General features: G+C 72.2%; 17 protein-coding genes. 9 read left to right on the forward strand and 8 right to left on the reverse strand.

Annotated elements, in window-relative coordinates:
• Positions 1-130 precede the first annotated feature (130 nt).
• Complete coding sequence (locus tag BMZ18_RS06185) at positions 131-1,963, forward strand: DUF2339 domain-containing protein (RefSeq protein WP_068360306.1); 1,833 nt, start codon at positions 131-133, stop codon at positions 1,961-1,963.
• Here BMZ18_RS06185 and BMZ18_RS06190 read toward each other — a convergent pair.
• From BMZ18_RS06190 to trmB, 3 genes are read right to left on the reverse strand one after another with little or no spacing between them, the layout of a single operon-like run.
• Positions 1,923-5,036, reverse strand: a complete 3,114-nt coding sequence (locus BMZ18_RS06190) for an MMPL family transporter (protein ID WP_068360304.1) — start codon at positions 5,034-5,036, stop codon at positions 1,923-1,925. The two genes, BMZ18_RS06185 and BMZ18_RS06190, sit on opposite strands and share 41 nt — an antisense overlap.
• Complete coding sequence (locus BMZ18_RS06195; RefSeq protein WP_068099291.1) at positions 5,037-5,744, reverse strand: NYN domain-containing protein; 708 nt, start codon at positions 5,742-5,744, stop codon at positions 5,037-5,039.
• Positions 5,745-5,799: 55 nt separating this feature from the next.
• Positions 5,800-6,552: a tRNA (guanosine(46)-N7)-methyltransferase TrmB gene (gene trmB, locus BMZ18_RS06200; protein ID WP_068099292.1), complete on the reverse strand. Its 753-nt coding sequence runs from the start codon at positions 6,550-6,552 to the stop codon at positions 5,800-5,802.
• Between the two features lie 212 nt (positions 6,553-6,764).
• Between trmB and BMZ18_RS06205 the strand changes: the two genes are divergently transcribed.
• The 4 genes from BMZ18_RS06205 to BMZ18_RS06220 all read left to right on the forward strand — a co-directional run bounded on the left by BMZ18_RS06205 (position 6,765) and on the right by BMZ18_RS06220 (position 11,075).
• Positions 6,765-7,325, forward strand: coding sequence for an ATP-binding cassette domain-containing protein (locus tag BMZ18_RS06205; protein WP_139203864.1), 561 nt, complete (start codon positions 6,765-6,767; stop codon positions 7,323-7,325).
• On the forward strand, positions 7,322-8,734 hold the full coding sequence (locus tag BMZ18_RS06210) for a hypothetical protein (RefSeq protein WP_074922038.1): 1,413 nt from the start codon (positions 7,322-7,324) through the stop codon (positions 8,732-8,734). Before BMZ18_RS06205 ends, BMZ18_RS06210 begins: the two co-directional genes overlap by 4 nt.
• A 16-nt stretch (positions 8,735-8,750) precedes the next feature.
• Positions 8,751-9,035 (forward strand): DUF6802 family protein, encoded by a 285-nt coding sequence (locus tag BMZ18_RS06215; protein ID WP_068360294.1) that lies wholly within the window; start codon positions 8,751-8,753, stop codon positions 9,033-9,035.
• 210 nt (positions 9,036-9,245) lie between these two features.
• Positions 9,246-11,075 carry a phosphoenolpyruvate carboxykinase (GTP) gene (locus BMZ18_RS06220; protein ID WP_068099296.1) on the forward strand — a complete coding sequence of 610 codons (1,830 nt, stop codon included), beginning with the start codon at positions 9,246-9,248 and terminating at the stop codon, positions 11,073-11,075.
• 171 nt (positions 11,076-11,246) lie between these two features.
• Here BMZ18_RS06220 and BMZ18_RS06225 read toward each other — a convergent pair whose 3' ends face one another.
• Together BMZ18_RS06225 and BMZ18_RS06230 are read right to left on the reverse strand one after the other, a co-directional pair.
• A complete protein-coding gene (locus BMZ18_RS06225; protein WP_082894860.1) occupies positions 11,247-12,212 on the reverse strand; it encodes an ROK family protein in 966 nt (321 codons plus the stop codon).
• A 17-nt stretch (positions 12,213-12,229) separates the two neighbouring features.
• Positions 12,230-12,985, reverse strand: a complete 756-nt coding sequence (locus BMZ18_RS06230; RefSeq protein ID WP_068360292.1) for a class I SAM-dependent methyltransferase — start codon at positions 12,983-12,985, stop codon at positions 12,230-12,232.
• A gap of 114 nt (positions 12,986-13,099) precedes the next feature.
• On the opposite strand from BMZ18_RS06230, the gene BMZ18_RS06235 reads away from it, so the two are divergent.
• Positions 13,100-14,341 carry a glycosyltransferase family 4 protein gene (locus BMZ18_RS06235; protein ID WP_068360291.1) on the forward strand — a complete coding sequence of 414 codons (1,242 nt, stop codon included), beginning with the start codon at positions 13,100-13,102 and terminating at the stop codon, positions 14,339-14,341.
• Here BMZ18_RS06235 and BMZ18_RS06240 read toward each other — a convergent pair.
• Positions 14,283-15,998: an MmpA family trehalose lipid delivery protein gene (locus BMZ18_RS06240; protein ID WP_244516440.1), complete on the reverse strand. Its 1,716-nt coding sequence runs from the start codon at positions 15,996-15,998 to the stop codon at positions 14,283-14,285. The genes BMZ18_RS06235 and BMZ18_RS06240 overlap by 59 nt on opposite strands.
• Positions 15,999-16,004: 6 nt before the next feature.
• Between BMZ18_RS06240 and BMZ18_RS06245 the strand changes: the two genes are divergently transcribed.
• Both BMZ18_RS06245 and BMZ18_RS06250 read left to right on the forward strand, forming a co-directional pair.
• Complete coding sequence (locus BMZ18_RS06245; protein ID WP_139203865.1) at positions 16,005-17,213, forward strand: polysaccharide biosynthesis protein; 1,209 nt, start codon at positions 16,005-16,007, stop codon at positions 17,211-17,213.
• The gene (locus BMZ18_RS06250; protein ID WP_068099298.1) at positions 17,210-18,163 is read left to right on the forward strand and encodes a fumarylacetoacetate hydrolase family protein; all 954 of its coding nucleotides are present in this window, start codon (positions 17,210-17,212) and stop codon (positions 18,161-18,163) included. Before BMZ18_RS06245 ends, BMZ18_RS06250 begins: the two co-directional genes overlap by 4 nt.
• Before the next feature lie 7 nt (positions 18,164-18,170).
• On the opposite strand, the gene BMZ18_RS06255 is transcribed toward BMZ18_RS06250, so the two are convergent.
• Complete coding sequence (locus BMZ18_RS06255) at positions 18,171-18,815, reverse strand: hemerythrin domain-containing protein (protein WP_068360288.1); 645 nt, start codon at positions 18,813-18,815, stop codon at positions 18,171-18,173.
• A 411-nt stretch (positions 18,816-19,226) separates the two neighbouring features.
• Between BMZ18_RS06255 and BMZ18_RS06260 the strand changes: the two genes are divergently transcribed.
• A complete protein-coding gene (locus BMZ18_RS06260) occupies positions 19,227-20,204 on the forward strand; it encodes an alcohol dehydrogenase catalytic domain-containing protein (RefSeq protein ID WP_068360286.1) in 978 nt (325 codons plus the stop codon).
• 4 nt (positions 20,205-20,208) lie between these two features.
• Here BMZ18_RS06260 and pgfA read toward each other — a convergent pair whose 3' ends face one another.
• A complete protein-coding gene (gene pgfA, locus BMZ18_RS06265; RefSeq protein WP_068360398.1) occupies positions 20,209-21,363 on the reverse strand; it encodes a cell envelope lipid trafficking protein PgfA in 1,155 nt (384 codons plus the stop codon).
• Between the last annotated feature and the right edge of the window lie 48 nt (positions 21,364-21,411).

Consider the following 21,411-nt stretch of genomic DNA (forward strand, 5'->3'; position numbering starts at 1 on the left):
TGGTCACCTGCACGGGTTGCAACCGGTGAGGATGGCGGAAACCCGAGCGAGAGCCACTCGAGTAGTCGCCGGGCGCGACTGCGTAGTTTCCCCCATTCCGGGTGGCGGTGGACCGGGCGAGCATCGAGTCATGACTCCTCACGCTCCCGACCCACGCGCCGTCCAGGCTCTGGCCGGCGAGGTCGCCCTCTTGCATCAGCGTCTCGGCCGCGTCGCCCACGACCTCGCCCGTCTCGCCCAGCCCCCGCAGCCCGTCCCACATGCGCTGCCCGCTCGGCCCGTACCCCCGCCGCCGGCCGGTCCGCCGCCGCAGTACCGGCAGGCGACCCCAACCCGTCCGACTGCTCCGTCCACACCCCCCGCGCCGACCGTTCCCTGGTGGCAGCGCGACGGCGTCGTCAGCCGCCTCCTCGCGATCGCCGGCGCCGCGGTGACTCTCGTCGGCGTCGTGATGCTTGTCGTCCTTGCCGCTCGCGCGGGCTGGTTCGGCCCGCCGCTGCGCGTCGCGTCCGGTGTCGCCGTCTCGGCGGGTCTGCTCGGTGCCGCGTTCCGAGTGGTGAACCGGCCGGGCGGTCGCATCGGCGCCGTCGCCTCGGCCGCAGCCGGTTTCGCCGGTCTCTACCTGTCCGTCGCCGCCGTCACCGCCCTGTACGGGTGGGTGGCCGCTCCCGTCGGCATCGTTCTCGGACTGGGGATCGCCGCGCTCGGCGTCGCCGTGTCGCTGCGATGGTCCTCCGAACTGCTCGCCGTCCTCGTGGTTCTCGGGGTGGCACTCCTCGCGCCGGTCGTCACCGGCGGTCTGTCTGCCGCCCTGCTGGTGGCTCTGGTCGTCGTCCATCTCGCGACCGTGCCGGTCGACGCCACGCGCTCGTGGACGATGTTGCGGGCCGTACGCACGGCGCCGGTGGTGCTCGCCCTCGCCGCCGTGGCCGCGACCGTCGCGGTCGGTGCGGACGGCCCCCGTGTGCCGATCCTGTTCGTGGCGCTGGCCGCGTTCGGCGGCGCCGTGGCGTCGGCTCGGCTGGTGCTGCAGCGGGTTCCGACCGACGTGACCACGCTGGCCGCCGTCGTGAGCACCGCGGGCACGCTCCTCGCGGCGGCGAGTCTCCTCGACCGCCCGGTCACCACCGTCGTCGCGACCGGAGTGGCGCTGACCACCGGCTGGTTCCTCCTGCAGGGCGAGCGCCCGGCGTCGACGCGTATCGCCTTCGCGCTGCCGACCGCACTCGCAGCGACGGTGGCCGTCGTGGCCGCCACCCCCGGCGACCTCGCCTTCCCTGCTCTCCTGGCGGTGGCGTGCGTGACGATGATCGCCGCGCATCGTCTCGGATCGCTTCCCCTGTACGGGGTCGGTGTTGCTCTCTCCGTGGCGGGCGTGGCCGGCTACGCCGACGCCTGGTCGCTGGATGCCACGCTCTCGCCCGCCCTCGCCGTCACGCTCGACGGCTGGGCGCTCGTCGGGGCCGTTGCCGCGGTCGCGACCGCGGTCACCGGCAGCGTCGTCGGCCTGCGAGTGCTGCGTGACGACGCGGTGCGCGTGATCGTCGCCGGGTGCTTCGCGGTGGTCGGCCTGGCAGCCGCGGTGACCACCGCCGTCGTGAGCGGCGCACTGCTCGCCGGCCGGGCGGGCGCGGTGGCCGGGCACGGTGTCGGCACGGTGGTGTGGACCGGGCTGGCCGTCGCTCTCCTGGCGCGGGGGCTCGCGCGTCCGGCCCGGGCCCGCACGTTGCCGGCGGCCGGGCTCGCCGTGGCGGGTGCGGCGTTGGCCAAGCTGTTCCTCTTCGACCTGTCCGCCACCGGCGGGGTCACCCGCGCGGTCGCCTTCCTGCTGGCCGGCGGACTGCTCCTCGCGGCGGGAACGCGTTACGCGCGGGTGTTCGCCGAGCGGCTGGGGGCAGGTCCGACCGACGGGCCTGCCGGCCCTACTGCCGACGCTGACGCGCGAGCAGCTCGCTCACACTGATCGCACCCGACTGCCCGTGATGCCGACCGCCGGACTCCGACTCCGTCGCACGTCGACCTCCGTTGTCGTCCTCACGGGCACGACGGCGTCCGCCGGTGGACGCGGTCGGCTCGGAGTTCGCCGGTTCGGACGTCACCTCGTTCGGCGACGACTCGGTCGGCGTCGGCTCGTCGTACGACGAGCCCTCGGGCCGGTCGGTGTCGTCCGGCGCGGGTCTCCGGTCCCGGGTCCGCGGCGCCTCGGCGGGCGGGGTGGCGGGAGTCTCCGGACGGCCGAGTCGCAGGTCGGCGATCCAGGCGTCGATGTCGTCGGTGTCGCGCCGGGGAGTCGTGCTTCCGGACGCACTGTCCGGGGAGCGCCGAGAACCGTTCGAGCCGTTCGACCCGGATCCCTGCGAGGACCCGCTCGAGGCAGACCCGTTCGACGCAGTGCCCGTCGACGCGGAGCCGTTCGAGCCGCTGCCGTTGGAACCGCTGCCGTTGGAGCCGTTCACGCCGGTTGCGTGATCGCTCCGCGCGGACGGCTCGGGACGCGCGGGGGTGCGTCGCTCGACGGCGGGGGAGCGGAGTTCGGCGAGCCAACTCTCGATCGGCCGCGGCGTCTCCGGGCGGGGAGCCGCGTCCGCGCCGGGGGAATCAGCGTCGGCCTGGTCGGCGCGAGCGGGCGCCGGCCGGGTGGGCTCGACCCGTGCCGGCTTCGGGCGGTCGGCCATGGTCTGGTCCTGCACAGCGCGGTCCTGCACAGCGCGGTCCTGCACAGCGCGGTCCTGCGACGGGCGGTCCTGCCCGGCCCTGGCCGGTTCCGGCCGGGCCGGCGGGGCGACGGTCCGCGGGATCGGCTGGGTGAGCGGTTCGCGGGCCCGGATCGGCTCGCGCACCCGCGCGGGCGGCGGGGCGGACCCGATGGCCACCACCTCGGGGACGTCGGCGGGCATCCGGTCGTCGTCGAGGATCGGCTCGCCGAGCCCCATCTTCTCCTGCAGGCGCTTCATCCACTGCGGAGCCCACCAGCAGTCGTCACCGAGCAGCTTCATGGTGGCCGGGACCAGGAACATCCGGATCAGGGTCGCGTCCACGATCAGCGCGAAGATCATGCCGTAGGCGATGTATTTCATCATCACCAGATCGGAGAACGCGAACGCCCCGGTGACCACGATGAGGATGAGCGCGGCCGCGGTGATGATGCGACCGGTGTGGGAGGTGCCCACGCGGATGGCCTCGGAGGTGCTGGCGCCGCGCGCGCGGGCCTCGACCATGCGGGAGAGCAGGAACACCTCGTAGTCGGTCGAGAGACCGAAGATGATCGCGATGATCAACACCAGCACCGGCGCCATGATCGGGCCGGGCGTGAAGTTCAGCAGTTCGGCCCCGACGCCGTCGACGAAGATGAACGTCAGGAAGCCCAGTGTCGCGCCGAGCCCCAAGGTGGTCATGAGGATGGCCTTGAGGGGCAGGACCAGCGAGCCGAACGTGAGGAACATCAGCAGGGTGGTCACCAGGACCACCAGCGTCGCCATGAGCGGGAGCCGGTCGATCAGCGCCGCGATGGAGTCCTGCTCGATGGCCGGGGTGCCGCCCACGGAGAGCCGGACGCCGTCGGGAATGTCGATGGACCGGATGTAATCGATGGCCGGGGAGGAGACGTTGCGGTCGACCAGACCCGCCTTGAGCACGGCGACGCCGTTCTCGTTGCGTTCGATGGAGAAGCGTTCGACCAGGCCGGGGGCGTTGGACGCCTCGCGAAGCACTGCGCCGAGCTGCGGGCCCTCGGCGTTCTCGAGCACGATCTTCAGCGGTTCGGTCCGATAGGACGGGAAGTTCTCGTCGAAGACGTTCTGCGCGACGCGGGTGGGGTTGTCCGGCGGCAGGTACGTCTCGTTGATGCCGCCGAACTTGATGGACCCGACGGGCAGGGTGATGAGCAGCAGACCCAGCACGATCGGCACGGTCACCTTGATCGGGTTGCGCATCACCCAGCGCGTCAGCCGACCCCACCGGCCGGACTCGATCTCCTCGGTGGTCTTGGTCTTTCGCATGCTCTTCAGACCCAGCATGTCGATGCGCTTGCCCAGCACCGAGAGCATCGCGGGCAGGATCGTGATGGCCGTCAGCGCGGCGAGCGCGACCGTGGAGATCGCACCGAACGCGACCGACTTGAGGAAGCCCTGCGGGAACAGCAGGAGCCCGCCGAGGCTGGCGACGATCATCGTCGCGGAGAACACGACCGTCCGGCCCGCCGTCATGACCGAGCGTTGGACGGCCTGGCCCGTCGTGCGTCCGTCGGCGAGTTCCTCGCGGAACCGACTGACGATGAACAGGGCGTAGTCGATCGCGAGCCCGAGGCCGATCAGCGACACCACGGGCGCGACGAAGCTGTTGACCGGGACGAAGTTGGTGAAGAACCGCACCATGCCGTTGGCGGCGACGACCGTCAGACCGCCGATGACCAGCGGGAGAGCCGCGGCGACGACACCGCCGAACACGAAGAAGAGGAGGACACCGACCACCGGGATGGCGAGCAACTCCATGCGCTTGATGTCGCCCGCCATGGTGTCGTTCAGGGCGCCCGCGATGGGCTGCAGACCGGCCAACTGCACGTCGACGCCGGGAATCTCGAAGGCGTCCTTCACGTCGCGGAAGTTGTTGGTCAGTTCGGTGTCGTTGTCGCCGACGATCGCGAACGTGGCGATCGCCTTGGTCTTGTCCGGCGACGCCAGCGCGGGGAGGCGCTGCTGAAAGTAGCTGACGTTGATCTTGGCGATCTTGTCCGGATGCTCGGCGACCATGGCGTTCTGGGCGTCGGCGATGGTGCGGGTGAAGTCCGGATCGTCCACCGTCGACCCCGCGGGAGCGGTGTAGAGCGCGACGACGTCACCGGAACTGTCCCGGCCGAAGGTGCCGTCCGCGGTGCGCGCGGCGTGCACGGACTCCGACCCCGGATCGTCCCACCCGCTCTGGCTCAGGTGGTCGTTCAGGCTCGCGCCGTACGCGGCGAGACCGAGCAGGAACGCCACCATGACCCCGAGCACGGTGAACCGTGACCGGTGGACCAGGTCCCCCCATCTCGAGAACACTCAGGACACTCCTTGACGCCCGACGAGCAGGGCGGACAGCGGACGGAACGGCTGGAGCCACGCACCCTCGTCGGGCAGGGCGTCCAGGCTGACGCGGGGCAGCGGCTCACGGAACACCCCGGCGATGTCCTCGAGGTCGACGAACTCGAGGGTCTCGGACGCGACGGCCCAGCTGGCGTGCTCACGGAACCCGAGGACCTGGACCGGCACTCCGGCGGCCGCGATCTCCTCCAACGGGATGCGGAAGGCCTGACCGTCGGCGGACGCCACCACCACGCCGGCGAGCCCGTGATCGCGGGAGCGGAGCGCGATGTGGTCCAGCATGTCGGAGTCGACGTCGCTGTCCTCGTCGATCTTCGGCTTGGCGAAGACCGCGAATCCCACGTTACGCAAGGCCTCGACCCACGGGCGAACGACATCGGCGCTGCCCTGGGCGATGTTGGTGAAGACCGTCGCCTCGGGTTCGAGGGTCGCGGTCTCGCGGGCGGAGAGCTCGGCCGTCCGGCCGAGCAGCCAACGGCCCAGCGCATCGAAGCGAGGGCGATAGGCGGCGGTGGGCCGCCCGCCGAGGATGGCGCCGAGACCCATGTCGAGATTCGGGGCGTCCCACACCAGCAGGACCCGCTTGGTATGGCGAGAATCACCGCCGTCCGGGAACGCGGCGGCGTCGCCACGCACGTCGTCGACGCTCTGGGAGTCCACGCTCATTCTCGGTTTCTCGCTCTCTGCGGCAGTCGGGGGCCGGGCGTCGGGCCGCGGGAGGTCAGGCGCTGGGGGTCCAGACGAACTCGGTGACGGCGCGGTCGACTCGGTTGGCCTTGTCCTCGAACTTGGTCACGGGACGATCGACCGAGACGGGCGACCCCTCGACGGTACGGGTGTCGACGTCGAACGGCAGGCGGGTCAGGGCCGACTCGGCGTCACCGATCTCCGCGATCCACTCGGCGTAGTCCGCGTGGTCGGTGGCCACGTGCAGGACGCCGCCGGGGAGCAGACGGTCCGCGATCAGCGCGAACGTCGACGCCTTGAGCAACCGCCTCTTGTGATGCCGCGCCTTGGGCCACGGATCGGGGAAGAACACTCGCACGGCGGTCAGAGAACGCGACGCGACCATGTTCTCGAGGACGTCCGCGGCGTCACCGCGCAGGATGCGCAGGTTGGTGAGCCCGGCGCGTTCGATGCCCTGCACCGTCTGTGCGATGCCGGGGCGGTAGACCTCGACGGCCACCAGATTCACGTGCGGCTCGGCGGCCGCCATGGCGAGCGCCGCCGTGCCCGTGCCCGAGCCGATCTCGAGCACCAGCGGTGCGGAGCGGCCGAACCAGGCGTCCGCATCCAGCGGCTCGTCGGCCACGTCGCGGCCGACCGTCGGCCACAGGCGGTCCCACGACGCCTGCTGCGGCTCGGTCAGCGCGCCGCGCCGCGACCGGAAACTGGTGACCCGGGGATAGAGACGGGAGCCGCCGGTCGGGACGTCGCCGACAGGGCGCTCGTCCAGGGCACGGGGTTCTGTCATGGCCACCAGTGTCCCTCATTCGGACGCTCGATCCCAGTCGGGTCTCGACCCGAGGTCGAGACTCCGGCGGGAACCGCGACGATTCGGACGGTGTCACAGTGGCCGTGCGACCGCGGCGAACCCGTCGCGCATGCGAGCATTCGACGCGCAGTCGGTCGGCGGGGGGTCGGGCGACGGGTGCAGTGGGCACGGTCGGTCCGGAGGGGGGCGCGATGACCGAGGAGTGGACGTCGGCGACGCGGGCAGCCGTCGCGGCGCTGACGAGCGCGACCGACGACGACGTCGTCTCGGCGGCCGTCGCCCGTGCTCGGGGCGAGATCACGACGGGCGTCACGGGCCGGCCGGGTGCCGGCAAGTCCACGCTCGTGTGCGCGCTGTCCGGCCGGGTCTCGGGCACGCTGCGGGAGATCCACGGCGTGGACGCGCCCGACGTCCCGGATCCGCCGCTCGACGTCGACGTCCTTCTGCACGTCGTCGCGCGCGGGATCACCGACGCCGACCGCGCCGTTCTCGCCGCCCGGCGTTCGGCCCCGACCCTGGTGGTCGCGGGTCGACTCGATCTCGGGACCGACGAGCCCGACACGGTGCGCGCGGACGACGTCGAGGCGATCGTCGGGTGGTGGACCGACGCGTGCGAGACGGCCCGTCGGCGTCGTGGCCTGGTGCTGTGCGCGGAGCTCGAGACCGTGGCCGCGGAACGACCGCACACCCGCGCCGCGGTGGAGGCGTTCCTGCGCGACCCGGCGATCATCGCCGTGCGCGGTGCGTCGTGACCGGGCCCTGGCCCACCGACGTGGCGCGCGTGCTGGCGCGGTACGGCCCGGCGGGAGGCGACGGGCCGGAGCGCGACGGGTCGGTGGCGCTCGTGGTCGCGCCCGGACTCGACGACGGGCCGGTGCGGCGGGCGATCACGATTGCGGGACGCACCCTCGTCGCCGTCGAGTCGGCCGGGACCGTCGTCGTCCTGCCCGACCCCGCTCTCCCGGTGGGCCGCGTCCTCGCGGAGAGCGTGCGGGCCGTGCCGGCGGACGCCACCGCGCTCGTCGTCGACGACGGGATCGCCGACGCGATTCGACGCGACGTCCTCCGCCGACTGGCCCGGGTTCGTCGGGTCGTGGTGGCGACGACCGACGGGTTGTCGTCCGTGCTGGCCGCGTCCGAGTCGGACGGGTTGTCGAACACGGAGCCGGAGATGCCGGTGGCGGACCACGTGCGCGCTGCCCGCGCCGCCCTGCTGTCGACCGCGCGGACCGATTCGGCCGCGGTCGAGGTGGAGGCCCTGCGCGACCGGCGACGGCGCGTGGCGGCGACCCGCCGCCACGCCGCCCCCGACCCCCGGCGGGCGGCCGCCCGGGTCCGGGTGGAACTCGCTCATCGCCTCGGTGACGCGCGTCGGGCGGTGACCGCCGAGGTCTCGGACGTGATCGACGATGCCCGGCGGGTTCGTCGTCGCGCCGGGGACGCCGGTGTCGCGGCGACGGTGACGACTCTGGTGGACGCCGCGTCCGCCGCTCTGGCCCGCGACACCGACGCCGCGGTGCGGTCCGCGCTCGGCGCGCCCGACGCGCCCGCCGAGCCGGTCCGGTTCGGTCGCACGGACACCACCCGGCCACGCCCGGAGGTGCGGTGGAATGCCGACGACGGCGTGGCCGTCGTCCTCGCCCTGTCCGCCGGCGCGGGCTCAGGGAGGGCGCTGACCTGGGCGCTCGGCATCGGGGGTGTCGCCGCCGTCGTGCTCGGAGCAGCCGTGACCGTCGCCCTGACCGTCGTGGTGACGTGGTCCCGCCGCACGTCGGGACGGACGCGGGCCGAGCGACGGTGGGCGTTCGAGGTGGTGGCGGACACCGCCGCGGCGTGGGAGCGCGACGTGGCGGTCGCGGTGATGACCGCCGAAGCCGAGGCGGCGGATCGGGCCGCGGCCGCGACGCGGGAGGACGCGGCTCGGCGGGAGGCCGAGCTCGCGGGAATCGACACCGAGATCCGCCGGGTGGGGGCACGGGCGGCGGCCCGGGCCGCGGCGTACGAGCGAGACCTCGCCGTGCTCGACCGGGCGCTGGACGAGTGGGCCGTACCGGGCTCGCCGGCGGCCGGGGAGGTGCTCGACAGGCATCCGGGAACCGAGTCGAGCGCCGCTGCGTCCAACGGCGAGGGCGCAGTGGACCGTGAACGGGAAATCCCATGACGAACAGGGGTGAGTGATGGAGTGGGCCGACGGACTGATCGATCCGGGGCGAGCCGAGTCGGGCCCACCCGGATTCGAGTTCGATCCCACCGTCGACGCGGGTGGTGACGGCGTGGTCGACACCATGGTGTTCCGGGCCGATCTCGCCTCGGGGGAGGCCGGTCTGGTGATCGCGGCGGACCTCGACGGTGACGGCACGGTGGATCGGGTGACCACCTTCGAGGACGACGGGGATTTCGTCCGGTGGGAGCCGGGTGAAAAAGATTCGGTGTGGACGGTGACGGAGCGGGGATCCTTGTGACGGAGGGGACCTCAAATGTCCTGACATAACCCGCTTTTCGCGGATGTTACTGAATCGGTTCTGTGACAGATCGGACATACCCGAGTGCCCTTCCGGTGTCGTCACGGCGTTAACCTCTAGGTCCAGGACACTCGTGGCCCTGCGCTGACGCGTTCGCAAAACTCGAACGCGCGCAGGGCGCCCGGGATCAGCCCGCGTATTGGAGACAAGATGACCGCGACTCTTCCGCGTCTCGACGGAACCGACGGCACCCCGCCGACCACGCACGCCGGCCTGCTGGCGTGGGTACGCGAGGTCGCCGAGTTGACCGAACCCGACCGGATCGTGTTCGCCGACGGGTCCGACGAGGAGTGGGAGCGGCTCACCGACCAGCTCGTCGAGGCCGGCACCTTCACCCGCCTGAATGCGGAGAAGAAGCCCAACTCCTTCCTCGGCAACTCCGATCCGTCGGACGTCGCCCGCGTGGAGTCCCGCACCTACATCTGTTCCGAGCGCGAGATCGACGCCGGCCCCACCAACAACTGGATGGCGCCGGACGAGATGCGGTCCACGATGACCGAGCTGTACCGCGGCTCGATGCGCGGCCGCACCATGTACGTGATTCCGTTCTGCATGGGCCCCCTCGACGCGGAGGACCCCAAGCTGGGCGTCGAGCTCACCGACTCCGAGTACGTCGTGGTCTCCATGCGTGTGATGACCCGCATGGGCTCGGCGGTGCTCGACAAGCTCGGCGAGGACGGCTTCTTCGTCAAGGCGCTGCACTCGCTGGGCGCGCCGCTGGCCGAGGGCGAGCAGGACGTGCCCTGGCCGTGCAACGACACCAAGTACATCTCGCACTTCCCGGAGTCTCGCGAGATCTGGAGCTTCGGCTCCGGCTACGGCGGCAACGCGCTGCTGGGCAAGAAGTGCTACTCGCTGCGTATCGCCTCCGCCATGGCCCACGACGAGGGCTGGCTGGCCGAGCACATGCTGATCCTCAAGTTGATCTCGCCGGAGGACAAGGCCTACTACATCGCGGCGGCGTTCCCCTCCGCGTGCGGCAAGACCAACCTCGCGATGATCCAGCCCACCGTGCCCGGCTGGCGCGCCGAGACCATCGGCGACGACATCGCCTGGATGCGCTTCGGCAAGGACGGCCGCCTCTACGCGGTCAACCCCGAGTTCGGTTTCTTCGGCGTGGCGCCGGGCACCAACTGGGACTCCAACCCCAACGCGATGCGCACGATCGACCAGGGCAACGCGGTGTTCACCAACGTCGGCCTGACCGACGACGGCGACGTGTGGTGGGAGGGCCTCGAGGGCGAGCCCCAGCACCTCACCGACTGGCTGGGCAACGACTGGACGCCGGAGTCCGGCACCAACGCCGCGCACCCCAACTCGCGCTACTGCGTGCCGATGTCGCAGTGCCCGTCGATGGCTCCGGAGTGGGACGACCCGCAGGGTGTGCCCATCTCGGCCATCCTGTTCGGCGGCCGCCGCAAGACCACGGTTCCGCTGGTGACCGAGGCGCGCGACTGGCAGCACGGCGTGTTCATGGGCGCGACCGTGGGCTCGGAGCAGACCGCCGCGGCCGAGGGCACCGTGGGCGCGATTCGCCGCGACCCGATGGCCATGCTGCCGTTCCTCGGCTACAACGTCGGTGACTACTTCCAGCACTGGATCGACCTCGGCAAGAACGCCGACGAGTCGAAGCTGCCGAAGGTGTTCTATGTCAACTGGTTCCGCCGCGGCGACGACAAGCGCTTCCTGTGGCCCGGATTCGGTGAGAACTCTCGCGTGCTCAAGTGGATCGTCGAGCGCATCGAGCACAAGGCCGCGGGTGTGGAGACTCCCGTCGGTGTCGTGCCGACCGCCGACGCGCTCGACATCAGCGGACTCGACGTCTCCGTGGACGACGTCGCCGAGGCGCTGGCGGTGAACGTCGACGAGTGGAAGCAGGAGATCCCGCTGATCGAGGAGTGGTTCGACTTCGTCGGCGAGAAGCTCCCCACCGGCATCAAGGACGAGTTCGAGGCGCTCAAGCAGCGGCTGAACGCCTGATCTCCCCGGTTACTTCACGAACGCCCCGGCCCTCGCGGTCGGGGCGTTCGTGACGTGGCATGCGCCACTGCACTCGAGTCGACCGAACCGACGGGAACCTGGCGATCCGACCGACTCGTGTGCAGTCGGGCACGCCCGTCCGAGGGTCGGTCGTCTGTGGCCCGGTGCGGTCTAGCCGGCGCTGCGAGCGAGAACCGCTGCGCCGGTGAGGGTTCCGATGCCGCCCAGTTCGGCGGGGACCACCGTGAAGTCGGCGAGGAAGCCCAGGCGCGCGTGCAGCGCCACGGTCTCCCGGAGCGGGTTCCAGAGCGCGTCGCCGGCGGCGCTGAAACCGCCGCCCACCACGGCGACGTCCAGATCCAGCAGCGCCGCCGCGGACGAGATCGCCTGGCCCAGCGCCACACCGGCGCGTTGCAACGCCGCGACGGCGAGGGGGTCGCCCTCGCGCGCGGAGTCCGCCAGGTCCTTCCCGGTTTCGCCGGCCCAGCCGTTCTCGCGTGCCCAGCGCACGGCGTTGGGACCGCTGGCCACGGTCTCGACGCAGCCGACGCCGCCGCACGTACACGGATCGACCGAGCCGGGGACGACGATGTGGCCCACGTGTCCGGCGTTGCCGCTGCGTCCGGACACCGGACGACCGCCGAGGATCACCCCACCCCCGATGCCGGTGGAGACCACCATGCCCAGCACGTTCTCGTGCCCGCGGGCGGCGCCGAAACGGTGTTCCGCCAGCGCCGCGCACGCCCCGTCGAGAGCGAGTTCGACTGCGGCGGAGGAGAAGACGGCGCGGACCGCGTCGACGATCCCGAAGCCGTCGTACCACTCGGCGATGTTGATCGGACTCACCGTCCCGGCCACGGTGTCCACCGGACCGGCCGAGGCGATGCCGACGGCGGCGACGTCGTCGATCTCGACGTCCGCGTCGGCGACGACGGTGAGCAGCAGTTCCTCGCACGCCGCCCAGACGTTCTCGGTGGGAGTCGGGACGACGACGGGATCCCCCGGACGCCCGTCGTCCCCGACCAGCGCGGCGGAGAACTTGGTCCCGCCGATGTCGAGAGCGAGGACGCGCGATTCTCGCGTACCCCGAGCGGGGCGACCGGCGGCGGACGTGGGGCGGGTGCGCGGGGCGGTCATCCGAGCCACCCTAACCGTCAGCGCGCGCGCAGCACCAACACCAGATTGCTCACCGCCGCCTCCCGGAACACCGGTACCTGCACGCTCCACCAGGCCCAGCGCGGGTGGTACCGGGGGAACGCGGCGAGCAGCTCCCCGTTCGATGTCGTTCGCGCCCAACGCAATCCGTGCGACGCCCGAATGGGGAACAGTGACGTTCCGAAGCGATTCTTCGGCTCCCGGCCGTGGACGCGGGCGTACCGGCGCGCGGCGTACTCCCCGCCCAGGACGTGCCACGGCCCCGTCTCGTGTCCCCCGAACGGGCCCCACCACAGCGTGTAGGACAGCACGACGATGCCGCCGGGGCGGGTGACGCGCAGCATCTCCTCCGCCAGGTCCCACGGGCGGGCGACGTGCTCGGCGACGTTCGAGGACAGGCAGAGGTCCACGCTGTTCGTGCGGAACGGCAGCGCGGTACCCGAGCCGCGCACGGAACCGCGCGCATCGAGACCCGCGGCGTGCATCTCGCCGGCGTCGGGTTCGACGGAGACGTACGTCGCGCCCGCGGCGGCGAACGCGTCCGCGAAGTAACCGGGGCCACCACCGACGTCGAGCACGGTGCGTCCGTTCAGCGTGGTGTCGGTGGCGCCGCGCCACAGGTCGTCCACCATGCGCGCGGTGTCGTCGGCCAGGGCGCCGTAGAAGCGGGCGGGGTCCGACTGTTCGTAGCCGAACTGACGGATCAGCGACACCGAGCGGGCCAGCGTGGCGCGGCGGGCGACGGCGGCCGTCACCGAACGTGGGGCGCTGCGGCGGGTCGGCACGGCTGCCGACTGTAACCGTCCGGCCGCACACGGACCGACCGAGCTTGGCATACTCGACCCCCGGACGACCGGGGAGGTGACGGTGTGAGCGAGCTACGTGAGGTTCTGCTGCTGTGCTGGCGTGACACCGGCCATCCCCAGGGCGGTGGCAGCGAACGCTATCTCGAACACGTCGGCGCCGGCCTGGCCGCGCAGGGCGTGCGGGTCACGCTGCGCACGGCCGCGTACCCCGGCGCGCCGAGGTCGGAGATGCGTGACGGCATTCGCATCAGCCGGGCCGGGGGACGGCTCACCGTCTACCCGCGCGCCCTGGCCGCGATCCTGGCCGGCCGCTGGGGCATCGGCTCGTTGGCCGGGTTGCGTCCCGACGCCGTCGTCGACACCCAGAACGGCATCCCCTTCTTCGCCCGCCTGGTGACGCGGGCTCCGGTCACGGTCCTGGTCCATCACTGCCACCGCGAGCAGTGGCCCGTCGCCGGCCGCGTCATGGCGCGCCTGGGGTGGTTCCTCGAATCGCGCGTGTCGCCGCGGGTCCACCGATCGGCGCAGTACCTCACCGTCTCCCTGCCGTCGGCGGACGAACTGGTCGCGCTCGGCGTCGACCGCGACCGGGTGGCGGTGGTCCGCAACGGCGTCGACGACCTGCCCGCGGGCCTCGAGACGGGTGCCGCAGCCATGCGCGCGTCCGACCCCACGCTCGCCGTGCTGTCCCGCCTGGTTCCGCACAAGCAGATCGAGGACGCGATCGACGTCGTCGCCCGCCTCCGAGCCCAGCGGCCCAGCCTGCGACTCGACGTCGTCGGGGGCGGCTGGTGGGAGGACCGGCTGCGGGCGCACGCGCGTAGCCGCGGCGTTGCCGACGCGGTCACCTTCCACGGCCACGTGACCGAGCGTCGCAAGCACGAGATCCTCGCGCGGGCCTGGGTCCACGTCCTGCCCTCGCGCAAGGAAGGCTGGGGCCTCGCCGTCGTCGAGGCCGCGCAGCACGGCGTGCCGACGGTCGGCTATCGCCACTCGCGGGGACTGACCGACTCGGTGGTCGACGGCGTCACCGGCGCGCTCGTCGGCGACGAGTGGCGGGCGCGCGCGAGCGACGTCGACGATCTCGCCGATGCCGTCAGGGACCTGATCGACGACGACGCGCGGCGTCGTCAGCTGGGGGAGAAGGCCCGTGATCGCGCCGAGGACTTCTCCTGGGGGCAGTGCGCCGACGCGGTGGCGTCGGTGCTGCGGGACCGGGCCGACGGCACGATGGTCGCGGGTCTGGTCATCGGCGACGCGACCGGACCGTCCCGGCCGCCACGATCGCACCCGCTGCGAGGGTGAGGCCCGCCCACAGCAGGTGGGTGGCGACGGCCGCGGTGCGGTCGGCCGGGGGCGGCGTGAGCGCGTCGGGAACGCGGTAGAGGAGCAGGTCCGGGCCGGCGTGGACCGCGTCGAGCGCGCCCAGCGCCTCGTCGACGCGACCGAACTCGCCCCGTGAGGTGGCCTCGATCAGGACCCAACCCACGCCGAGGCTCGGGTCGGGAGCCCGTCCGGCCAGCAGCTGGTCCTCCACCTCGCGGGCTCGCTCGCCCTCGCCCGCCACGACCTGCCCGCCGACGGGGAGGTCGCCGGTCTGCAGGACGTCGGCCGCCAGCCACCGTGGGGCCGGGTCGAGCACCGGGACGTCGCCGCTGAACGGGAACACCCGGAAGGTGCCCGACGGCAGCACCGCCACGTCCTGCTCGGACGCGCCGATCGTCGCGGCCACCCGGGTCCAGTCGTCTGGGTACTGCACGGGGCGCAGGGCCCCGCCCACGCCCCACGCGAGATCCGGCAGGGCGGCGACGACGAGAAGCGACGCCACCCCCGCACGCACCGCGGACGACGCCCCGGCAGCCGCCGCCAGGACCAGACCCGGCATCCACAGCGCGACCCACTTCTGGCCGTCGCGCAGCAGGCCCGCACCGGGGACGGACTCGGCGGCCCACCGCCCGACGTCCAGACCGAGCGGTGTCGCCGCGAGGGCCGCGACCAGGACGGCGAGTAGGCCGAGGCCGGTCACGGCGACGATCACGGGCGAGCGACGCCGCCACAGAGCCGGCACGCCCGCGGCGGCGACCACCAGGAGAAGGGCCGTGCCCACCAGCGCCCACCACGTGGTGCGTGACGACGGCACCGCGTCGCCGTTCCAGATGCCACCCAGGCCGGCGAGAGACCCGACGGTGCCGAGGCCCGGTTCGGCGCGCGCGGCGAACGCGGCCACCCCGGCCGGGTCCGACGCCGCCCCGGCCCCCGACGTCAGCGCGGCCACGGACCACGGCGCCGACAGCAGCGCGGTCGCGGACAGGACGATGCCGGTCGCGAGGCGGCGGGGTGCACCCGGGGCGAGGACGACCGCCGCCGCGAGAAGGGCGTTCATCAGCAGTCCGGTGGGAGTCAGACCGGCGATCCCGAGGCATAGCACGATCGCGGCGACGCTCCGCGGCCCGATCTCGCGGCGCAGGGCTGCGGCGGCGACGACGGTCCACGGGAGCGCGGCGTATCCCACGAGCAGGCTCCAGTGGCCCTGCAGGAGTCGTTCCGCGACGTACGGGTTCCAGATCGCGACGGTGGCCGCGACCATCCGCGGCGCCGCGGCCATCGTGTCCAGCAGCCGCGCGATCAGAACACCGGCCCCGACGCCGGCGCCCGTCAGGGCGAGCAGCAGGATGCCGACCACGAGCGCGCCGCCGTCGATCACCGACGACGCCACGGCCACCACCGCGTCCTGCGGGACCGCCCGCGCCGCACCCTCGCCGAGGCCGAGCGCCGAGTCGGTGAGGTGGGATCGGGGCGTCGTCACGCCGTCGCGCAGCAGCAGGTGACCGCCGCCGGGCAACAGGGCCCCGAGCAGCGGACCGAGCGCGAGCGCCGCCAGCGAGAAGGACCAGACGAGGACACCCACCCGGGCGCGCAGGGTCGTCCCTGCCCGGGCGGGTGCCGTCGTCCCTGCCATCATGAGGGCATGATCCCTGCGCGCGCCTCCGCCGTGGCGGCCGGGGTGAGCATGGTGACGGCGGGATCGATGCTCGCCAACCTCGCGTCGTACGCCCTGCAGGTGGTGGCGGCCGATCTGCTGGGACCGACGGGCTACGGCGAGTTCGGTCCGCTGCTCGCGGCGCAGTTGGTGCTCGCGGTGCCGGCGCTCGCGGTGCAGACGGTGATCGCGCGGGATGCGGTGCGGGGACGGCCGCGAGCGTCGTTGCGGCGAACCGGACGACGGTGCGCGTGGGCGGTGGCCGGGGTGGCGCTCGTGGCGGCGCCGCTGCTGTCGATGATGCTCGACATCGCCCTGCCCACGGTCGCCGCCGCCGTTGCGAGCGCGCCCGTCCTGGTGCTTCTCGCCGCGGAACAAGGTGTGCTGCAGGGGGGCTCGCGATTCCGGGACCTCGGCCTGGTGCTCGGCGCCGCCGGCGTGGGCAAGGTGGCGCCGGCCGTCGTCGCACTCGCGCTCGGGGCGTCGGCCGGTCCCGCACTGCTCGCGAGCGCCGCCGGGTCGGCAGCGGCGGTGGTCCTCGCGCGCCTGGTCGCCGACCGGCGGGCGGACGTCGCCGCGGGCGCGGCGGTGGGTCGGGTGCGGGACGTCCTCGCGGCGTCACAGGTCCAGCTGGTCATCGTGCTGCTGACGTCGGTGGATCTGCTGCTCGCCCGCCGCGTGCTCGACGCCGATCAGGCCGGGATCTACGCCCTCGGGGCCGTCGCCGCCAAGGGTGCGTTCTGGTTGCCACAGGCCGTCGGTGTCGTCCTCTACCCCCGGATGGCGGACCCGCGCTCGTCCACCGCCGCGGTGCGCAGCGCGCTGGCCGTGCTGGCCGCGATCGGGACGGTCGTCGTTGCCGGTGCCGCCGTGGCCGCGCCGCTGGTGACCGTCGTCCTCGGACCGGAGTACGCCGCCGCCGCGCCGCTCTTGTGGATGTTCGCAGCTCAGGGCGCGTTGTTGTCGATGGTGCAGTGCGCGCTCGTCGCGTCCGTCGCGCGCGGTGACACGCGACCGGCGGCGCTGGCGTGGCTGGTCGTCATCGGGCAGGCCGCCGTAATCCTGCTCGTCGCGGACGGTACGACGTCGTTGGTCGTTGTGGCCGTGTGCGGTGCGGCGGTGGCAACCGTTGTGACGACAGCCGTGGCCGCCCTCCCCGGCGGTGTGTTTGGATCGTCGGAGGGGGTGTCTCGATGAGAATTCGACGGGGACGGACCGGAGTCGACGTCCTGCACGAGGCGACCGATCGGTGGTACGACACCGGCGGCGCCGACGACGTGCCGACGACGGTCGTGGAGTTCCTCGCCGGCGGCGAGCGGGTGCGCGATGCGGCACGGACGGCGATCGAGCGGGCCGTGAGCGACGGTGCGCCGTCGACCGAACGCACGGCGTCGACGGCCTTCGAACCGCGGTCGCTGCGGTGCTTCGCCGGGTGGGAGAAGCACTGGAACCAGGCAGCCGAGACCCTGGTTCGGCACAACCTGCCGGCGGTGGTCCCGCTGGCCAAGGCCTACCGCGCGGTGACCCGGAAGACGTTCCCGCCCATGGCTCCCGGACCCGAATTCGGCCGACACCCGGTGTACTACACGGGCAATCACCTCTCCATCGTCGGTGACGGCGATCCGATGCCCTGGCCGCACTACACCGAGAAGCTCGACTTCGAGCTCGAGTTCGCGGCGATCGTCGCCTCTCCGGTGCGTGATGCGTCCGTCGCCGAGGCGGAGGCCGCCCTGGGGGGCTTCGTGGTGTTCGACGATTTCAGTGCCCGCGACACGCAGTGGGTGGAGCAGCGCCAGGGTTTGTTCGGCCCGGTGATCAAGACCAAGACGTTCGCCAGCTCCATGAGTGCCGAGGTGGTGACCGCGGACGAGATCCTGCCCGTACTGGACGATCTCGGCGGCACCGTCACCGTCAACGGCGAGGTGTGGTCCTCGACCTCCACCGCCGGAGCGCGCTGGTCGATCGCCGAAGCACTCGCCTACGCCAGCCGCGGGGAGTCCGTCGGTCCGGGAGAGGTGCTGTCCTCCGGCACCCTGCCGTCGGGCTGCGGGCTCGAGCTGGACCGGTGGATCCAGCCCGGTGATCGAGTGACGCTCTCGATCGACAGGATCGGGTCGGTCACGAACACGGTGGCCAAGCGGGCCTGAGATCGGCTCAGCGGCGGACGGTGCCGACGTAGTCGAGGTAGGCGGGTGCGCCGATGGTGGTGTACGCCTGCTGCACCGGCTCGGGCAGGTGCGAGAAGAAGACGTCCCAGTTCTCCTCCGGGGTGTCCTCGGCCATCTGCCCCAGCACGATCATCGCCTTCTGCGGCGGCAACAGGCCGAACCCGCGGGCGCCGAGCTCGCCCCACTCCTCCGGGGTGAGCAGCTGGTCCACCAGCGGCAGAATGCGCTCCTCCTCACGGTCGAGGTGGTCGACCAGCGGGGGCAGCAGGGCGTCGAGCGCCTCGGCCAGCCTGTCACCGTGCGCGCGGTCGGCCGTTCCGGACCAGTCCCGTAGGGCCGACTGCACTGCGTCGATCGAGCTCCCGATGCTGCCGTGATCGGCGTCCATGGAGTCGAACAGATCGGTGAATTCCGCGGCCCGCTCACGCAGCTTCGGCCAGAGCAGCTGGTCCTCGCCCTCGTGGTGGTGATGCAGCAGATCGAGCAGGTCGGTGAGGTGCTCGCTCACCACGCCCGAGCGGGTGGTGTCCCCGTCCGGCACCGCCCGCACCATGTCCGGGGCCAACCGAAGCTCCCGGCGGAACACGCTGTGGATGATGACCATGTCGCGCGAATCGGTCCTCTCGGCCATGCGAGCTCCCCGGAGTTGCTGCTGATGTTGCGCGGAGCGTACTCCGGGGACGGTTCTCGCGTCGGGTTTCGGGGCTGCTCAGGTTCCCGCCATCCTCACTGGTTGCAGCGTGAGCAGGTGGCTGGAACCTGCGCGGGTGGGGTGGGGGTCGTAGTTGCTCGGGTTCCCGTCATCCTCACTGGTTGCAGCGTGAGCAGGTGGCTGGAACCTGCGCGGGTGGGGTGGGGGTCGTAGTTGCTCCGGTTCTCGCAAGGTGCTCCGGTTGTAGCCGGAGGAAGTTGCTGTAAGGGGAGCAAGTTCGCGGCGGTGCGGGTCCTGCTCAGGTTCCCGTCATCCTCACTGGTTGCAGCCTGAGCAGATGACTGGAACCTGCGCACCCCACCCTCCCGCGCCCCGTGTAGAGAAGGACGCATGCGCGCACTGGTGATCGAGGAGTTCGGCCGGCCCGGAGAGATGCAAGAGGTGCCGCGGCCGGACGCGGCACCCGACGGCGCCGTGATCGCGGTGGCGGCCACCGGGGTGTGCCGCAGCGACTGGCACGCCTGGCAGGGGCACGACGACGGCGTGCCGTTGCCGTTCGTGCCGGGCCACGAGTTCGCGGGCACGGTGGTGTCGGTGGGCAGCGAGGTGGACCGCGCGTGGCTCGGGCAGCGGGTGACCACGCCGTTCGTGTGCGCGTGCGGTCGGTGCGCCGAGTGCGCGGCGGGCGAGCAGCAGGTGTGCGCACGCCAGGAGCAGCCGGGGTTCACGCACGACGGATCCTTCGCCGAATTCGTCGCGGTGCGCTACGCGGAGACGAATCTGGTTGCGCTGCCCGACGCGGTGTCGTTCGACGTCGCCGCCACCCTCGGCTGCCGCTATGCGACGGCGTGGCGGGCGGTGCATCGTCGGGCTCGGGTGGTCGCCGGTGAACGGGTGGGAGTGTTCGGGTGCGGTGGTCTGGGCCTGTCGGCGGTGATCGTCGCCGCGCAGGCGGGTGCCCACGTCACGGCGGTGGATCGGTCGCCGGACGCTCTGGAGTTCGCGCGACGGCTGGGTGCGGCCGACGCGGACACCACGATGCCGTCGGAGCTGCACGTGGCGCTGGAGTGTTCGGGCCACCCGGCTCTGATGAACGCCGCGCTGCGGTCGCTGCGCCGACGCGGCCGCCACGTGCAGGTGGGACTGCTGCCCGACGGTGCGCACACCGCGATGGACGTGGTGATCGCCCGCGAGCTGGACGTCATGGGCAGTCACGGCATGCCCGCGCGCGACTACCCGGAGCTGCTGCGCACGCTGCCGATCGACGCGGTCGCCTCGATGATCGCGCGCCGAGAACCACTCGAGGGCGCCCAGCTCGCGCTGGACGCCCTCGGTGACGCGGCCGGGGTGACGATCCTGCACCCCTGACCGGTCAGTCCTTGCGCAGGTTGGTGCGCGGGATCTCTTCGGTGCGGTCGGTGGTCCAGTCGTGGCCGGGACCGTCGGTGCCGCGCGCGTCGTACGCCTGCGTCGGGGCGTCCGGTGCGGGTCCGGTCGCGGTGGCGGGGCGGCCGGTGCCGCGTCCGCCGCGCAGCAGCAGGACGAGGCCGAGGATCAGGGAGATCAGACCGACGACGCCGGCGACGATCGGGATCGTGCGGCCGATGAGCGCGATCTGGTCCATGCCGTCGCGGGCGCGGCCCAGCTGGTACTCGACGGTGTTGTCGTCGAAGGCGATCGGCGCGCGGATCACGTCCACCTCGGGGGTGCCGGCGCGGCGTGCGTAGTACTGGTGCACGTCCTCCTGGCCCTTGACGATCACGCCGGTGGTGGGTTCGACGTAGATATCGCGGGTGTTCTCGTAGAACCGCGTCATGGTGATGGTCTGGTCGCCACCCTCGACGCCCCACGTGCTGGCAGGCAGAGCGAGCTTGTTGGTCGGCGACGCGACCACCTGCGACAGGTCCTGCGCCGGGATGGTCTGGGTGTAGTGGTAGACGGTCACACCCTCGATCTGCGTCTCCTCGACGAAGGTCATGTCGAAGGACTTCCGCGCCACGGTGTCGAAGAACGGGTACGTCTGCTTCTGCGCGTCGAACGGGAACTTGTACTGCAGACCGGTGTGCGGGACCTCGGTGGCCGGCTGGTCCGCCTGGCTCTGGATGGAGCCGACCGGGTCGACGGGCATGGAGGACACACGGTCGATCGTCACGCGGTCGACGACGGCGGTGAGCAGGCCGGTGTCGCCCTGCCGGTCGGTGCGGCGCAGCGTGGAGCCGGCCTGCACGGTGATGCGGTCGGAGTCCGACGGCTCCTCGGTGGTGACGAAGCGCTGCGAGACCAGGGGAACGTTCTCGTCGACCCGTGCGGGGCCCGCGGAGAGGGACCGGGAGTCGAGGACCGACCCGGTGCCCGTGGCGACGGTGGTGATCTCGAGGTCCAGCGGGGTCTTCTCGAGCCGTCCCACCGTGTAGAGCGGGATGAGGATCGCCACGACCAGCAGGAACACGCCGAGGCCGATGAGGATCGACGGAAGCACGCGCTTCGGAGACTGGGTCGACGCGGATGCCGACGAACTTCTCGCCATGGACATGAACTCCTGTGGTCAGGTGGTCGAGCGCGGTCGGAACTGCCC

It is taken from the genome of Rhodococcoides kroppenstedtii, assembly GCF_900111805.1.
Classification (GTDB): domain Bacteria; phylum Actinomycetota; class Actinomycetes; order Mycobacteriales; family Mycobacteriaceae; genus Rhodococcoides; species Rhodococcoides kroppenstedtii.

Excerpts from the sequence above, each read along its gene's own strand:
- BMZ18_RS06185 (WP_068360306.1), top strand. The coding sequence starts at position 131 with ATGACTCCTCACGCTCCCGACCCACGCGCCGTCCAGGCTCTGGCCGGC.
- BMZ18_RS06195 (WP_068099291.1), bottom strand. The coding sequence starts at position 5,744 with ATGAGCGTGGACTCCCAGAGCGTCGACGACGTGCGTGGCGACGCCGCC.
- trmB (WP_068099292.1), bottom strand. The coding sequence starts at position 6,552 with ATGACAGAACCCCGTGCCCTGGACGAGCGCCCTGTCGGCGACGTCCCG.
- BMZ18_RS06205 (WP_139203864.1), top strand. The coding sequence starts at position 6,765 with ATGACCGAGGAGTGGACGTCGGCGACGCGGGCAGCCGTCGCGGCGCTG.
- BMZ18_RS06215 (WP_068360294.1), top strand. The coding sequence starts at position 8,751 with ATGGAGTGGGCCGACGGACTGATCGATCCGGGGCGAGCCGAGTCGGGC.
- BMZ18_RS06220 (WP_068099296.1), top strand. The coding sequence starts at position 9,246 with ATGACCGCGACTCTTCCGCGTCTCGACGGAACCGACGGCACCCCGCCG.
- BMZ18_RS06225 (WP_082894860.1), bottom strand. The coding sequence starts at position 12,212 with ATGACCGCCCCGCGCACCCGCCCCACGTCCGCCGCCGGTCGCCCCGCT.
- BMZ18_RS06240 (WP_244516440.1), bottom strand. The coding sequence starts at position 15,998 with ATGATGGCAGGGACGACGGCACCCGCCCGGGCAGGGACGACCCTGCGC.
- BMZ18_RS06245 (WP_139203865.1), top strand. The coding sequence starts at position 16,005 with ATGATCCCTGCGCGCGCCTCCGCCGTGGCGGCCGGGGTGAGCATGGTG.
- BMZ18_RS06250 (WP_068099298.1), top strand. The coding sequence starts at position 17,210 with ATGAGAATTCGACGGGGACGGACCGGAGTCGACGTCCTGCACGAGGCG.
- BMZ18_RS06255 (WP_068360288.1), bottom strand. The coding sequence starts at position 18,815 with ATGGCCGAGAGGACCGATTCGCGCGACATGGTCATCATCCACAGCGTG.
- BMZ18_RS06260 (WP_068360286.1), top strand. The coding sequence starts at position 19,227 with ATGCGCGCACTGGTGATCGAGGAGTTCGGCCGGCCCGGAGAGATGCAA.
- pgfA (WP_068360398.1), bottom strand. The coding sequence starts at position 21,363 with ATGGCGAGAAGTTCGTCGGCATCCGCGTCGACCCAGTCTCCGAAGCGC.